The organism is Aeromicrobium sp. PFPM2_SD2 (assembly GCF_057364525.1).
Genome location: NZ_JBNFNZ010000023.1, coordinates 1 through 13,433, shown reverse-complemented (window position 1 = coordinate 13,433; position 13,433 = coordinate 1). Strand labels below are relative to the sequence as shown.

General features: G+C 72.6%; 12 protein-coding genes and 3 pseudogenes. 11 read left to right on the top strand and 4 right to left on the bottom strand.

Annotated features, from left to right (window positions below; all coding sequences use genetic code 11):
* Window positions 1–1,815: pseudogene (locus AC2W7G_RS02895) on the bottom strand (Rne/Rng family ribonuclease); the annotation flags it as partial.
* A 296-nt stretch (window positions 1,816–2,111) separates the two neighbouring features.
* Here AC2W7G_RS02895 and AC2W7G_RS02890 point away from each other — a divergent pair.
* Genes AC2W7G_RS02890 through purB form a run of 3 tightly spaced genes read left to right on the top strand, consistent with a single transcriptional unit; the run spans window position 2,112 to window position 4,262 of the window.
* The gene (locus AC2W7G_RS02890; protein WP_485867114.1) at window positions 2,112–2,333 is read left to right on the top strand and encodes a hypothetical protein; all 222 of its coding nucleotides are present in this window, start codon (window positions 2,112–2,114) and stop codon (window positions 2,331–2,333) included.
* Window positions 2,282–2,797 carry a phosphoinositide-specific phospholipase C-related protein gene (locus AC2W7G_RS02885; protein ID WP_485867113.1) on the top strand — a complete coding sequence of 172 codons (516 nt, stop codon included), beginning with the start codon at window positions 2,282–2,284 and terminating at the stop codon, window positions 2,795–2,797. Before AC2W7G_RS02890 ends, AC2W7G_RS02885 begins: the two co-directional genes overlap by 52 nt.
* Window positions 2,798–2,822: 25 nt before the next feature.
* On the top strand, window positions 2,823–4,262 hold the full coding sequence (gene purB / locus AC2W7G_RS02880) for an adenylosuccinate lyase (RefSeq protein WP_485867112.1): 1,440 nt from the start codon (window positions 2,823–2,825) through the stop codon (window positions 4,260–4,262).
* On the opposite strand, the gene AC2W7G_RS02875 is transcribed toward purB, so the two are convergent.
* The 3 genes and pseudogenes from AC2W7G_RS02875 to AC2W7G_RS02865 form a co-directional block, all read right to left on the bottom strand.
* Complete coding sequence (locus AC2W7G_RS02875) at window positions 4,259–4,600, bottom strand: Lrp/AsnC ligand binding domain-containing protein (protein ID WP_485867111.1); 342 nt, start codon at window positions 4,598–4,600, stop codon at window positions 4,259–4,261. The two genes, purB and AC2W7G_RS02875, sit on opposite strands and share 4 nt — an antisense overlap.
* A 227-nt stretch (window positions 4,601–4,827) precedes the next feature.
* Window positions 4,828–4,899, bottom strand: a pseudogene (locus tag AC2W7G_RS02870) (hypothetical protein); the annotation flags it as partial.
* Window positions 4,890–5,168, bottom strand: coding sequence for an Lrp/AsnC family transcriptional regulator (locus tag AC2W7G_RS02865; protein WP_485867110.1), 279 nt, complete (start codon window positions 5,166–5,168; stop codon window positions 4,890–4,892). The gene AC2W7G_RS02865 and the pseudogene AC2W7G_RS02870, both read right to left, overlap by 10 nt.
* A 206-nt stretch (window positions 5,169–5,374) precedes the next feature.
* On the opposite strand from AC2W7G_RS02865, the gene AC2W7G_RS02860 reads away from it, so the two are divergent.
* The 8 genes and pseudogenes from AC2W7G_RS02860 to purQ form a co-directional block, all read left to right on the top strand.
* Window positions 5,375–5,773 (top strand): YybH family protein, encoded by a 399-nt coding sequence (locus AC2W7G_RS02860; protein ID WP_485867109.1) that lies wholly within the window; start codon window positions 5,375–5,377, stop codon window positions 5,771–5,773.
* Window positions 5,774–5,782: 9 nt separating this feature from the next.
* Window positions 5,783–7,327, top strand: a complete 1,545-nt coding sequence (locus AC2W7G_RS02855; protein ID WP_485867108.1) for a purine-cytosine permease family protein — start codon at window positions 5,783–5,785, stop codon at window positions 7,325–7,327.
* Window positions 7,328–7,341: 14 nt separating this feature from the next.
* A complete protein-coding gene (gene speB / locus AC2W7G_RS02850; protein ID WP_485867107.1) occupies window positions 7,342–8,319 on the top strand; it encodes an agmatinase in 978 nt (325 codons plus the stop codon).
* On the top strand, window positions 8,319–9,668 hold the full coding sequence (locus tag AC2W7G_RS02845; RefSeq protein WP_485867106.1) for an NAD-dependent succinate-semialdehyde dehydrogenase: 1,350 nt from the start codon (window positions 8,319–8,321) through the stop codon (window positions 9,666–9,668). The genes speB and AC2W7G_RS02845 overlap by 1 nt, the downstream gene beginning before the upstream one ends.
* A gap of 238 nt (window positions 9,669–9,906) precedes the next feature.
* Window positions 9,907–10,767: a phosphoribosylaminoimidazolesuccinocarboxamide synthase gene (locus tag AC2W7G_RS02840; protein ID WP_485867105.1), complete on the top strand. Its 861-nt coding sequence runs from the start codon at window positions 9,907–9,909 to the stop codon at window positions 10,765–10,767.
* A gap of 75 nt (window positions 10,768–10,842) precedes the next feature.
* Window positions 10,843–12,391 (top strand): annotated as a pseudogene (locus AC2W7G_RS02835) (long-chain-fatty-acid--CoA ligase).
* 79 nt (window positions 12,392–12,470) lie between these two features.
* Window positions 12,471–12,719, top strand: a complete 249-nt coding sequence (gene purS / locus AC2W7G_RS02830) for a phosphoribosylformylglycinamidine synthase subunit PurS (RefSeq protein ID WP_485867104.1) — start codon at window positions 12,471–12,473, stop codon at window positions 12,717–12,719.
* Window positions 12,716–13,433: phosphoribosylformylglycinamidine synthase subunit PurQ (purQ, locus tag AC2W7G_RS02825; protein ID WP_485867103.1), on the top strand; the 718-nt coding region annotated here is incomplete at its 3' end. The genes purS and purQ, both read left to right, overlap by 4 nt.

Here is a 13,433-nt window from a genome sequence, read left to right as displayed (position 1 = left end):
GCCTTGTCGGCGGCGAGCGCCTGCGCGACGGCGGCCGTCGGCGGTCGACGCCTGCTCGCGCTCGGCCTTGTCCGTCTCGTCGTCGTGCAGCTTCGGGCGCGGGCCCTGGTACGTGCGGGTCTCGTCGTAGACCTGCTTCTCGGCCTGCGTCTCGTCCTTGCGCGGCTCGTCGCCGCCCTTGCGGCCCCGCCCGCGGCGACCGCGGCGGTTGCCGCCCTCGTCCCCGCCCTTGGGCTCGACCGGGTGCTCGTGGATGGTCAGGCCGCGGCCCTTGCAGTGCTCGCACTCGGTGCTGAACGCCTCGACCAGGCCGGTGCCGATGCGCTTGCGCGTCATCTGGACCAGGCCCAGCGACGTCACCTCGGCCACCTGGTGGCGCGTGCGGTCACGGCCCAGGCACTCGACGAGGCGGCGCAGCACGAGGTCGCGGTTGCTCTCCAGCACCATGTCGATGAAGTCGACGACGACGATGCCGCCGATGTCGCGCAGCCGCAGCTGGCGGACGATCTCCTCGGCCGCCTCGAGGTTGTTGCGGGTGACCGTCTCCTCGAGGTTGCCGCCCGAGCCGGTGAACTTGCCGGTGTTGACGTCCACGACCGTCATGGCCTCGGTGCGGTCGATGATCAGCGAGCCGCCCGAGGGCAGGTGGACCTTGCGGTCCAGCGCCTTGGCGATCTGCTCGTCGATGCGGTGCGCGGCGAAGACGTCGCGCTCGGCGTCGTCCCAGCGCTCGACGCGGTCGGCCAGGTCGGGGGCCACGTGCTCGACGTACGCCGAGACCATGTCCCAGGCGTCGTCGCCCTCGACGACCAGCTTGGCGAAGTCCTCGTTGAACAGGTCGCGGACGACCTTGATCGTCAGGTCGGGCTCGGCGTAGAGCAGCTGCGGTGCCTTGCCGTCGGCGACCTTGGCCTCGATGTCGGACCAGCGGGCGGTGAGCGCCTGCACGTCGCGGGTCAGCTGGTCCTCGGTCGCGCCCTCGGCCGCGGTGCGGACGATGACGCCGGCCTCGGCCGGGAGCACCTCCTTGAGCAGCGCCTTGAGCCGGGCCCGCTCGGTGTCGGGCAGCTTGCGCGAGATGCCGCTGGTGTGGCCGCCGGGCACGTAGACCAGGAAGCGGCCGGGCAGGCTGACCTGGCTGGTCAGGCGGGCGCCCTTCTGGCCGACCGGGTCCTTGGAGACCTGCACCAGGACGGTCTGGCCGGGCTCGAGGACCTCCTCGATCTTGCGCGGCTTGCCGTTGCCCAGCGCGCTCCAGTCGACCTCGCCGGCGTACAGGACGGCGTTGCGGCCCTTGCCGATGTCGACGAACGCGGCCTCCATGCTCGGCAGCACGTTCTGGACGCGGCCGAGGTAGACGTTGCCGATGAGCGACGTCTGCGACTCGCGGGCGACGTAGTGCTCGACCAGGACGTCGTCCTCGAGCACGGCGATCTGGGTGAAGTCCTGGCGCTGGCGCACGACCATCTCGCGCTTGACCGCCTCGCGACGGGCCAGGAACTCGGCCTCGGAGACGATCGGCGCGCGGCGGCGTCCGGCCTCGCGGCCCTCCCGGCGGCGCTGCTTCTTGGCCTCCAGGCGGGTGGACCCGGTGACAGCGGTGATCTCGTCCGAGCGGCCCTCGCGGACCTTGACGACGGTGTCCTCCGGGTCGTCGGCCGAGGCGCCGGACGCGCTGCCCGACCGGCTGCGCTTGCGCCGGCGGCGGGTCGAGGACGTGCCGTTGCCCTCCCCCTCGGACGTCTCGTCGTCGGACTCGTCGGACGACTCGTCGTCGCCGGGCTCGTCGTCGCCCTCGTCGGGATCGCCGCGCTGGTGGCGATCTGGCCCCGCGAGGGGTCGCTCACCCGGCTCGTGGGCCGCGACGACGCCGACGCCTGCAACGGGCACGTCGAGCTGTGCGACCGGCGCTACGACGAGGTCGCCTACCCCGCGACCCACAACTCGATGTCGGCCGCGGACGAGCCGGGCTGGTTCCTGGCCGAGCAGCCGACCGGGGTCCTGGGCCAGCTGCGCGACGGCATCCGGGTGCTCCTGGTCGACACCTGGTACGGCCGCGAGACCGACCGTGAGGACGTCGTCGCGACCGCCGGGCGCGCCGTGCGGAGGCCGTGCGGCAGGCGACCGAGGCCTACGGCACGGCGATCATGGACAGCGCGCTGCGCGTCCGCGCCGCCCTCGGCGCCGTGCCGCGCGGCCCGGAGAAGGTCTACCTCTGCCACGCCATGTGCGAGCTCGGGGCCACCGAGCTCGAGCCGCTCCTGGAGCGGTCCGGGCCTGGATGGAGGACCACCCGCGCGAGGTCGTCACCCTCCTCGTCCAGGACGAGGTGACGCCCACCGACCTCGCCGCCGTCGTGGAGCAGGCGGGCCTGCTGCCCCTGGTGCACACCCAGCGGGCCGGCCGGCCGTGGCCGACGCTGCGGCGGATGATCGACTCCGGCCGCCGGCTCGTCGTGCTGCAGGAGAACGTCGGCGGCGGCGTCCTGTTCCCCTGGCTGCTCGACGCCTTCGCCTGGGTGCAGGACACGCCGTTCGACTTCCGCCGCGCCGACGCGATGAGCTGCGCCCGCAACCGCGGTCCCAGCGACGCGACGCTGCTGCTGGTCAACCACTGGCTGAGCAACTACTCCTCGCGGATCGGCGACGCCGAGCGGGTCAACGCGCGCGGCGTCCTGCTGCCGCGGGTCCTGCGCTGCCGCGACGAGCGCGGCCTGCTGCCGTCCTACGTCGCCGTCGACAACTACGACCGGGGCGACCTGCTCGACGTCGTGGATGTCCTCAACGGCGTCGACTGAGCGTCGCCCGCGGGCCCGGCGGCCGATGCGCGACAATGGGGCCGTGACCACGCCGAACGTCCTCGCCTCCCGCTACGCCTCGCCCGAGCTCGCCGCCATCTGGTCGCCCGAGCACAAGGTCGTCCTGGAGCGCCGGCTCTGGATCGCCGTGCTCCGCGCCCAGCGCGACCTCGGCGTCGAGACCCCCGACGGCGTCATCGAGGCCTACGAGGCCGTCGTCGACCAGGTCGACCTCGCCTCGATCGCCGAGCGGGAGCGGGTGACCCGGCACGACGTGAAGGCCCGCATCGAGGAGTTCGCGGCGCTCGCCGGCACCGAGCACATCCACAAGGGCATGACCTCGCGCGACCTCACCGAGAACGTCGAGCAGCTGCAGGTGCGCGCGTCGCTGGAGCTGCTGCGCGACCGCGGCGTCGCCGCCCTCGTGCGCCTGGGCCGCCTGGCCGCCGAGAACGCCGAGCTGGTCATGGCTGGCCGCAGCCACAACGTCGCCGCCCAGGCCACCACGCTGGGCAAGCGCTTCGCCACCGCCGCGGACGAGCTGATGGTCGCGCTCGAGCGGCTGGAGGACCTGGTCGCGCGCTACCCGCTGCGCGGCATCAAGGGCCCGGTCGGCACCGGCCAGGACATGCTCGACCTGCTCGGCGGCGACGAGGCCAAGCTGGTCGAGCTCGAGCGCCGCGTCGCCGAGCACCTGGGCTTCAGCCGGACGTTCACCTCCGTCGGCCAGATCTACCCGCGCTCGCTCGACCTGGACGCCATCACCGCCCTGGTGCAGCTCGTCGCGGCCCCGTCCAACGTGGCCACGACCATCCGGCTCATGGCCGGCAACGAGCTGGTCACCGAGGGCTTCAAGCCCGGCCAGGTGGGCTCGTCGGCGATGCCGCACAAGATGAACACGCGCTCGTGCGAGCGGGTCAACGGCCTGGCCGTCGTCCTGCGCGGCTACGCGTCGATGATCGGCGAGGTGGCCGGCGACCAGTGGAACGAGGGCGACGTCTCCGAGTCCGTCGTCCGCCGCGTGGCGCTGCCCGACGCGTTCTACGCCGCCGACGGCCTGTTCGAGACCTTCCTGACCGTGCTGGACGAGTTCGGCGTCTTCCCGGCCGTCGTGCAGCGCGAGCTCGACCGCTACCTGCCGTTCCTGTCGACCACCAAGGTGCTCATGTCGGCCGTCCGCGCCGGCGTCGGCCGCGAGCAGGCCCACGAGGCGATCAAGGAGCACGCGGTCGCCGTCGCCCTCGGCATGCGCGAGCAGGGCACGAGCGACAACGACCTGTTCGAGCGGCTGGGTGCCGACGAGCGGCTCGGGCTCACCGCCGACGACCTGCGCTCGCTCGTGGCCGAGCCGCTGGCGTTCACCGGTGCCGCGGTGTCGCAGGTGGCCCAGGTCGTCGCCGCGGTCGAGAAGGTCGCCGCCCGCCACCCGCAGGCCGCGGCGTACGTCCCCGGCGCGATCCTCTAGGCCGGACCGGGCACGGACGCGCCGAGCTGGCCGAGCGCGTACGACTCCTTGACCACGCGCAGGTGCGTCCAGCTCTCGACCTCGTGCACCTCCGGCAGCGCGCGCAGCGCCTCCACCGCGTCCACGAGCTGGGCGGTGGACGGCGCGCGCATGGAGACGAGCAGGTCGAAGCGGCCGAGCGTGCGGGCCACGAAGGTCACCGACGCCATGCGGCCGAGCACGGCCACCACGGCGTCCTGGTCGCCGTGCAGGCGCAGCCCGACGCCCATCGCGCTGCGCCCGTCCTGGCCGGACGGACGCACGAGCGCGCCGACCCGCACCACCTGGGCCTCGAGCATGCGCAGGACCCGTCGGCGGGCGCCGGCGGCGGAGATGCGGGCGAGGGCGGCGAGGTCGACGAAGGACGCCCGGCCGTCGTCCTGCAGCGCGCGAGCAGGGCCAGGTCGGTCCCGTCGACGACGTGGTCCACCGCCCCGACCGGGCCGACGACGTCGCGCACCACCTCGACGTAGACCAGCGTGTCGACGCCGTGGACGTGGTCGAGGGTGCGCAGCTGCGCGATCGCCTGGTCGACCGCGAGCGGCGACTCGGCGCGCACCTCGGCGACGACGCCGTGGCGGCCGGTGGTCAGCGACACGAACGCGACGTCGTCGCGCTCGGCGACGGCCTCGGCCACGGGCGCCGGCCGGCCCGTGCACGGCCAGGGCCACGTAGGCCAGCGAGCCGCGGCCCCAGCACGGCCGGGTGCACCACGCCGCGCACCACGACGCGTCCGGACCCGATGAGCCGCTGCACCCGGGCCGCGGCGGCCGAGCGGGACAGGCCGACCGCTCGCGCGACCTCGCCGTGGGTGAGCCGCCCGTCGGACTCCAGCAGGGCCACGATCGCCTCGTCGACCTCGTCCACGCCGTCTCCTGCCCAGATTTTTTCCGACCGTCCGGCCGCGCGGATCGATCACGTCCCGGCGGGCCCGGGTCGCGATGCTACACGCACGTCCGGTCTGCGGCGGAGGATCGTTCGCCAAGACCAGTCTGTGGCGAACGAAGTGCTTGCCAGCGCCCTGGCTGCGTCCCTACGGTGACGCGGAGCACAGCCGGACCGAGGAGAGCGTGATGACCCAGCTGACCACCGAGCAGGTCCTCGTCGCCGCGGACCGGCTCGTCGCCGCCTTCGCCGCGACCGACACGCAGGCCTACTTCGCCTGCTTCGCGCCGGACGCCACCTTCGCCTTCCACACCGAGCCCGCCCTGCTCGCCGACCGCGCCGCCTACGAGCGCGAGTGGGCGGGCTGGCTGGCCGAGGGATGGCGCGTGGAGTCCTGCACGAGCACCGACCGGCGCGTGCAGCTGGTCGGCGACGTCGCCGTCCTGACCCACGAGGTCGAGACGACGACGAGCACCCCGGGGGGATCCACCACCACGCGCGAGCGTGAGTCCATCGTGTTCGCCCTGGACGGCGACAGCGTCGTCGCCGTCCACGAGCACCTGTCGCCGGTCCCGGCCGGCCGCTGAAGGAGCACCATGACCAGCCCCCAGACGACGCAGCCCCCCAAGGTCACCGAGGTCGAGCAGCACGGCGTCGAGCCGATCCCGGACGCCGAGCGCACAGCCCGCCCGTTCGACCTGTTCCGCCTCGTGTTCGGCGGGGCCAACACCTTCGCCACCGTGGTGCTGGGCACCTTCCCGATCCTGTTCGGGCTCGGCTTCTGGGACGGCCTGCTGGCCACCGTCGCCGGGCTGCTGGCCGGCGCGCTGATCCTGGCGCCGATGGCCGTCTTCGGCCCGCGCACCGGCACCAACAACGCCGTGACGTCCTCGGCCCACCTGGGCGTCCACGGCCGCGTCGTCGGCTCGTTCCTGTCGCTGCTGACCGCGTTCGCGTTCTTCTCCATCTCCGTGTGGAGCTCGGGCGACGCGCTGGTCGGCGGCGCGAACCGCGCCGTCGGGCTCCCGCAGAACGACCTCACCCTGGGCTTGGCGTACGGCGTCTTCGCCGTGCTCGTGCTGACCGTGTGCATCTACGGCTTCCGCTTCATGCTGCTCATCAACAAGATCGCGGTCGTCGCGGCCACCCTCATGTTCGTGCTGGGCATCGCGGCCTTCGCGGGGCCGTTCGACGCCGGCTACGCGGGCAGCGTCTCGGTCGGCGACCTGGGCTACTGGCCGGCGTTCGTCGGCGCGATGCTCGTCGTGATGTCCAACCCGGTGTCGTTCGGGGCGTTCCTGGGCGACTGGGCCCGCTACATCCCGCGCGAGACTCCGTCGTGGAAGGTCATGACCGCCGCGTTCCTGGCCCAGGTCGCCACCATCGTCCCGTTCCTGTTCGGCCTCGTCACCGCCACCATCGTCGCCACCGACGCGTCGGACTTCCTGGCCGACAACAACTACGTCGGCGGCCTGCTCGAGGTCTCGCCCGGCTGGTACTTCCTGCCCGTCTGCCTCATCGCCCTGATCGGCGGCATGTCGACCGGCACGACCGCGCTGTACGGCACCGGCCTGGACTTCTCCAGCGTCTTCCCGCGCTTCAGCCGGGTGCAGGCGACGATCTTCATCGGCACCATCGCCATCGCGTTCATCTTCGTCGGCCGCTTCGCCTTCGACGTCGTCACGAGCATCTCGATGTTCGCCACCCTCATCGTCACCTGCACCGCGCCGTGGATGGTCGTCATGATGATCGGCTGGTTCGTGCGCCGCGGCTGGTACGACTCGGACTCGCTGCAGGTCTTCAACCGCCGCCAGACCGGCGGCCGCTACTGGTACGGCCACGGCTGGAACTGGCGCGGCCTGGTCGGCTGGCTCGTCCCCGCCGCGCTCGGCCTGGCCTTCGTCAACCTGCCCGGGCAGTTCGTCGGGCCGCTGGGCGAGCTGGCCAACGGCGTCGACCTGTCCATCCCGATCGGCATCGGCGTCGCGGCGCTGCTCTACCCGGCGCTGCTGCTCGCCTTCCCCGAGCCGCGCGACGCGTACGGCCCCGAGGGCGCCCGCGGCATCCGCACCGCACCGGCCGCCGACCACCCCATCGTCGACGAGGCCACCGGACGTCCGGTCGCGCCCGTCACCGCCTGACCCCGGAAGGACCCATGAGCACCCTCGGACCCATCGACAGCTCGCTGACCCCGCGCTACGCCGGACCGGCCTCGTTCGCCCGGCTGCCGCGGCTGGACCAGGTCGAGCACGCCGACATCGTGGTCGCCGGCGTCCCGTTCGACACCGGCGTCTCGTACCGGCCCGGTGCCCGCTTCGGCCCCACGCACGTCCGCGAGGCGTCGCGCCTGCTCCGCCCGTACCACCCGGCCCTGGACGTCTCGCCGTTCGACGTCGCCCAGGTGGCGGACGCCGGCGACGTGGCGGTCAACCCGTTCCACATCGACGAGGCGATCGACACCGTCCAGGCGGCGGCGCTCGACCTGACCGCCGACGGACGCCGCCTGGTCACCATCGGCGGCGACCACACCATCTCGCTGCCCCTGCTGCGCGCGGCCGCCGAGCGGCACGGGCCGGTCGCGCTCGTCCACTTCGACGCCCACCTGGACACCTGGGACACCTACTTCGGCGCCGAGTACACCCACGGCACGCCGTTCCGCCGCGCGGTCGAGGAGGGGATCCTCGACACCGAGGCGCTCAGCCACGTCGGCACCCGCGGCCCGCTGTACGGCAAGAAGGACCTCGAGGACGACCGGCGCTTCGGCTTCGGCATCGTCACGTCGGCCGACGTCTACCACCAGGGCGTCGTCGAGGTCGTCGACCGGCTGCGCCAGCGCCTGGGCGACCGACCGGTCTACGTCTCGATCGACATCGACGTGCTCGACCCGGCCCACGCGCCGGGCACCGGCACGCCCGAGGCGGGCGGCATCACGAGCCGCGAGCTGCTCGAGATCCTGCGCGGGTTCCGGGGCCTGAACGTCGTCGGCGCGGACGTCGTGGAGGTCGCACCGGCCTACGACCACGCCGACATCACCGGTGTCGCGGCCTCGCACGTGGCGTACGACCTCGTGTCCCTGCTGGCGCTGAGGCACGAGGCTGAGGCAGGCTCGTCGCACCAGACCAAGGAGGCGTGATGAGCACGATCTACGCGGTGACCGACCCCGCCACGGGAGAGGTCGTCCAGGAGTACCCCACGGCGACGGCGCAGGACGTCGAGCAGGCGGTGGCTTCCGCGCACGCGGCGGCGTCCCGGTGGGGTCGCACGACCACGGTGGCCGAGCGCGCGGCGCTCGTCCGGCGGGTCGGCGAGCTGCACACCGAGCGGCGCGACGAGCTCGCGGCGATCATCGTCCGCGAGATGGGCAAGCCGCTCGAGGACGCGCTCGGCGAGGTGGACTTCAGCGCCGAGATCCACGCGTTCTACGCCGACAACGCCGAGCGCCTGCTGGCCGACGAGCCGGTCGAGCTGCTCGGCGGCGAGGGCTCGGCGGTCGTCCGCCGCAGTCCGGTCGGCGTGCTGCTCGGGATCATGCCGTGGAACTTCCCGTACTACCAGGTCGCGCGCTTCGCGGCCCCGAACCTGGCGACCGGCAACACGGTGGTGCTCAAGCACGCGCCGCAGTGCCCGGAGTCGGCCGCGGCGATCGAGCAGATGTACCGGGACGCCGGATTCCCCGAGGGCGCCTACGTGAACGTCTACGCCACCAACGAGCAGGTCGCCGACATCATCGCCGACCCGCGCGTGGCCGGCGTCTCGCTGACCGGCTCCGAGCGGGCCGGTGCGGCGGTCGCCGAGATCGCCGGACGCCACCTCAAGAAGGTCGTCCTCGAGCTCGGCGGATCGGACCCGTTCATCGTCCTGGGTGCGAGCGACCTGGACGCGACGGTCGAGGCGGCCGTGGCCGCGCGCCTGGACAACACCGGGCAGGCCTGCAACGCCGGCAAGCGGTTCATCGTCGCCGAGGACCTCTACGACGACTTCGTCGAGAAGTTCACCGCCGGCATCCTCGCCGCGGCCGACGACCTCGCCCCGCTGTCGTCGGAGCAGGCGGCCAAGAACCTCGAGGCCCAGGTGCAGCGTGCCGTCGAGCAGGGCGCCGAGCTCGCCAGCGCCGGGGAGCGTCGCGGCGCCCACTTCCCGCCCGGCGTCCTGACCGGCGTGAAGCCCGGCGACGACGTGTTCCACCAGGAGCTCTTCGGCCCCGTCGCGATGGTCTTCAAGGCCGCCGACGAGGACGAGGCGGTCGCGATCGCCAACGACACGCCGTACGGCCTCGGCTCGTACGTGTTCACCGACGACGCCGAGCAGGCGGCCCGCGTGGCCGACCGGCTCGAGACCGGCATGGTGTTCGTCAACGGCGTCGGCGCCGAGGGCGCGGAGCTGCCGTTCGGCGGCGTCAAGCGCTCCGGCTTCGGCCGCGAGCTCGGCCGCTTCGGCATGGACGAGTTCGTCAACAAGAAGCTCATCCGCACCGTGCGCTGAGCCCCCAGACCGGCGGTCCGCCCTGTCCCCCCGATGAGGGGCGGGCCGCCGTCCAACCGGCGGTCGGTCCAGGTTCCCCCGAGCCCGGACCGGCCGCCTTCCCCGTCCGGCCCTCCTCGCTGGGCGTGACGCTGTGGTGGCGACACGCCGAGGCGGGCCGCAACACCGTCACGCCCAGCGAGGACCGGACGGGTGAGACGCCGGTGAGCCCGAGGCGGGGCCCCACTAGGCTGCTGCCGTGCCCCCCGACATCCTCGGCGCCACCCACCTGCACTCGGGCAAGGTGCGCGACCTGTACGAGCTCGCCGACGGCCACCTGCTCATGGTCGCCTCGGACCGCATCTCGGCCTACGACTTCTCGCTCGAGCCCGGCATCCCGGACAAGGGCGAGATCCTCACGCGCATGTCGCTGTGGTGGTTCGACCAGCTGGCCGACCTCGTGCCCAACCACGTCGTCTCGACCGACGTGCCCGAGCCGGTCCGCGGCCGCGCGCTCGTGGTCGAGAAGCTGGACATGTTCCCGGTCGAGTGCGTCGTGCGCGGCTACCTCACCGGCTCGGGCCTGAGCGACTACCAGGCCACCGGCGAGGTCTGCGGCGTCCGCCTGCCCGAGGGCCTCGTGGACGGCGACCGGCTCCCCGAGCCGATCTTCACTCCCGCGACGAAGGCCGCGATCGGCGAGCACGACGAGAACGTCTCCTTCGAGGACGTGGCCGCCACCATCGGCCGCGAGCACGCCGAGCGCCTGCGCGAGCTCAGCCTCGCCGTCTACGCGCGGGCCGAGGCGGTCGCCCGCGAGCGCGGCATCGTCCTGGCCGACACCAAGCTCGAGCTCGGCCGCCGCGCCGACGGCACGATCGTGCTCGGCGACGAGGTGCTGACCCCCGACTCCTCCCGCTTCTGGCCGGCCGACTCCTACGCGCCCGGACGCGCGCAGGCCTCGTTCGACAAGCAGTACGTCCGCGACTGGCTGACCCAGGAGAGCGGCTGGGACCGGCACGGCGACCAGGCGCCGCCGCGCCTGCCCGACGAGGTCGTCGAGCGCACGCGGGCCCGCTACGTCCAGGCGTACGAGCAGCTCACCGGCACCAGGTTCTGACACCCCGGCACCTCGTCGGGGCGGCGCGACTAGAGTGAGTGCGACGACGGTCACACTCACGAGGGAGCACCATCCATGACGAACCTGGCGACCCTGCTCGACGACGCGGCGGCCACCTACCCCGACCGCACGGCGATCGTCTTCGGCGACACCAAGCTCAGCTATCCCCAGGTGGACGCCGCCGCCAACCAGGTCGCCAACCTGCTCGTCTCGCGCGGGATCCAGCCCGGCGACAAGGTCGCGCTGTCGTGCCCGAACCTGCCGTACTTCACGATCGTCTACTTCGGCATCCTCAAGGCCGGCGCGACGGTCGTCCCGCTCAACATCCTGCTCAAGGGCCGCGAGGTCGCCTACCACCTGAGCGACTCCGACGCGAAGGCCTACTTCGCCTTCGAGGGCACCCCCGACCTGGCGATCGGCGACGAGGCCTGGGCCGGGTTCCAGCAGGCCGAGGGCTGCACCGAGTTCTTCCTCATCAAGCTCGACTCGGCCGCCCCGGCGCCGCTGGAGGGCCCCGAGCACTTCGCCCCGCTCGTCGCCGAGCAGCCGCCGACGTTCACGACGGTCGAGCGCGCGACGACGACACCGCGGTCATCCTCTACACGTCCGGCACCACGGGCCAGCCCAAGGGCGCCGAGCTGCGTCACCGCAACATGCGCGACAACGCCACCTCCGGCGAGGCGCTGTTCAAGGCCGACGCGAGCAACCCCGACACGTACCTGTGCGTGCTGCCGCTGTTCCACTCCTTCGGCCAGACGGTCATCCAGAACGGCGCCATGGCCTACGGCGGCACCGTCGTCATGCTGCCGCGGTTCGAGGCCGCTCCGGCGATCGGCCTCATGCTGCGCGAGCAGGTGACGTTCTTCGCCGGCGTCCCGACGATGTACTGGGGCCTGCTGACGGCGCTGGACGAGTCGGTCGACGTCGACACCCTGGCCAAGAACCTGCGGGTCGCGGTGGCCGGCGGTGCGGCGCTGCCCAAGGAGATCCACCACCAGTTCCAGGAGCGCTTCGGCGTGACCATCCTCGAGGGCTACGGCCTGTCCGAGACGTCGCCGGTCGCCTCGTTCTCGGTGTACGGCCAGGAGCCGCGCGTCGGCTCGATCGGCGTCCCGATCCCGGGCGTGGAGATGAAGCTCATCAACCCCGACTGGTCCGACGTGGCCGACGACCCCGAGGCGGTCGGCGAGATCGCGATCAAGGGCCACAACGTCATGAAGGGCTACTACAACCGGCCCGAGGCGACGGCCGAGGCCATCCAGGACGGCTGGTTCCGCACCGGCGACCTGGCCCGCAAGGACGCCGACGGCTTCTACTACATCGTCGACCGCTCCAAGGACATGATCATCCGCGGCGGCTTCAACGTGTACCCGCGCGAGATCGAGGAGGTGCTGATGACGCACCCGGCGGTCTCGCTGTGCGCCGTCATCGGCGTCCCGCACGAGTCGCACGGCGAGGAGATCAAGGCGGTCGTCGTCCGCGCGACGCCACGATCGACCCCGACGAGCTCGTGGCCTGGAGCAAGGAGCAGCTCGCGGCGTACAAGTACCCGCGCATCGTCCAGGTCGTCGACGCCCTGCCTATGACGTCCACGGGCAAGATCCTCAAGCGCGAGCTGTCCTAGCCGGCGGCTCGGCGTCCGGGCCGGGGTGCCTCCTGGGTACGATGAGGGTGCTGCCCCCTCGTCTTCCTAGGAGCGCCCCGTGGCCCGTGTGATCGTCGACGTGATGCCCAAGCCCGAGATCCTCGACCCGCAGGGCAAGGCCGTGCACGGCGCCCTGCCGCGCCTGGGCTTCACCGGCGTCCAGGACGTCCGCCAGGGCAAGCGGTTCGAGCTCGAGGTCGAGCAGGCCGACGAGGCCACGCTCGCCGAGGTCGACCGCATCGCCGGCACCCTGCTGAGCAACCCGGTCATCGAGGACTACACGGTGCGGGTCGAGGTGGACGCGTGAAGATCGGCGTCGTCACCTTCCCCGGCTCGCTCGACGACGTCGACGCGCAGCGCGCCGTCCGCCTGGCCGGCGCCGAGCCGGTCGCGCTCTGGCACGGCGACCACGGCCTCAAGGGCGTGGACGCGGTCATCCTGCCCGGCGGCTTCAGCTACGGCGACTACCTGCGCTGCGGCGCCATCGCCCGCTTCGCGCCGGTCATGACCGAGGTCGTGGAGTCCGCGAACAGGGGCATGCCGGTGCTGGGCATCTGCAACGGCTTCCAGATCCTGTGCGAGTCCCACCTGCTGCCCGGCGCGCTCATCCGCAACGACCACCGCACGTTCATCTGCCGCGACCAGGAGCTCGTCGTCGAGAACGCCGACACCGCCTGGACCCGCGCCTACGAGCAGGGCCAGCAGATCACGGTGCCGCTCAAGAACGGCGAGGGCGGCTTCGTGGCCGACGCCGAGACGCTCGACCGGCTCGAGGGCGAGGGACGCGTCGTCGTCCGCTACGTCGGCGCCAACCCGAACGGCTCGCTGCGCGACATCGCCGGCGTGACCAACGAGCGCGGCAACGTCGTGGGCCTCATGCCGCACCCCGAGCACGCCGTCGAGGACCTCTGCGGCCCCGGCACCGACGGCCTGGCTTCTTCGCCTCGGCCGTCCAGGCGCTCGCCTCGGTCTGACCTCCCGCACGCACGACGCCGGCCGTCACCCCTCGGGGTGACGGCCG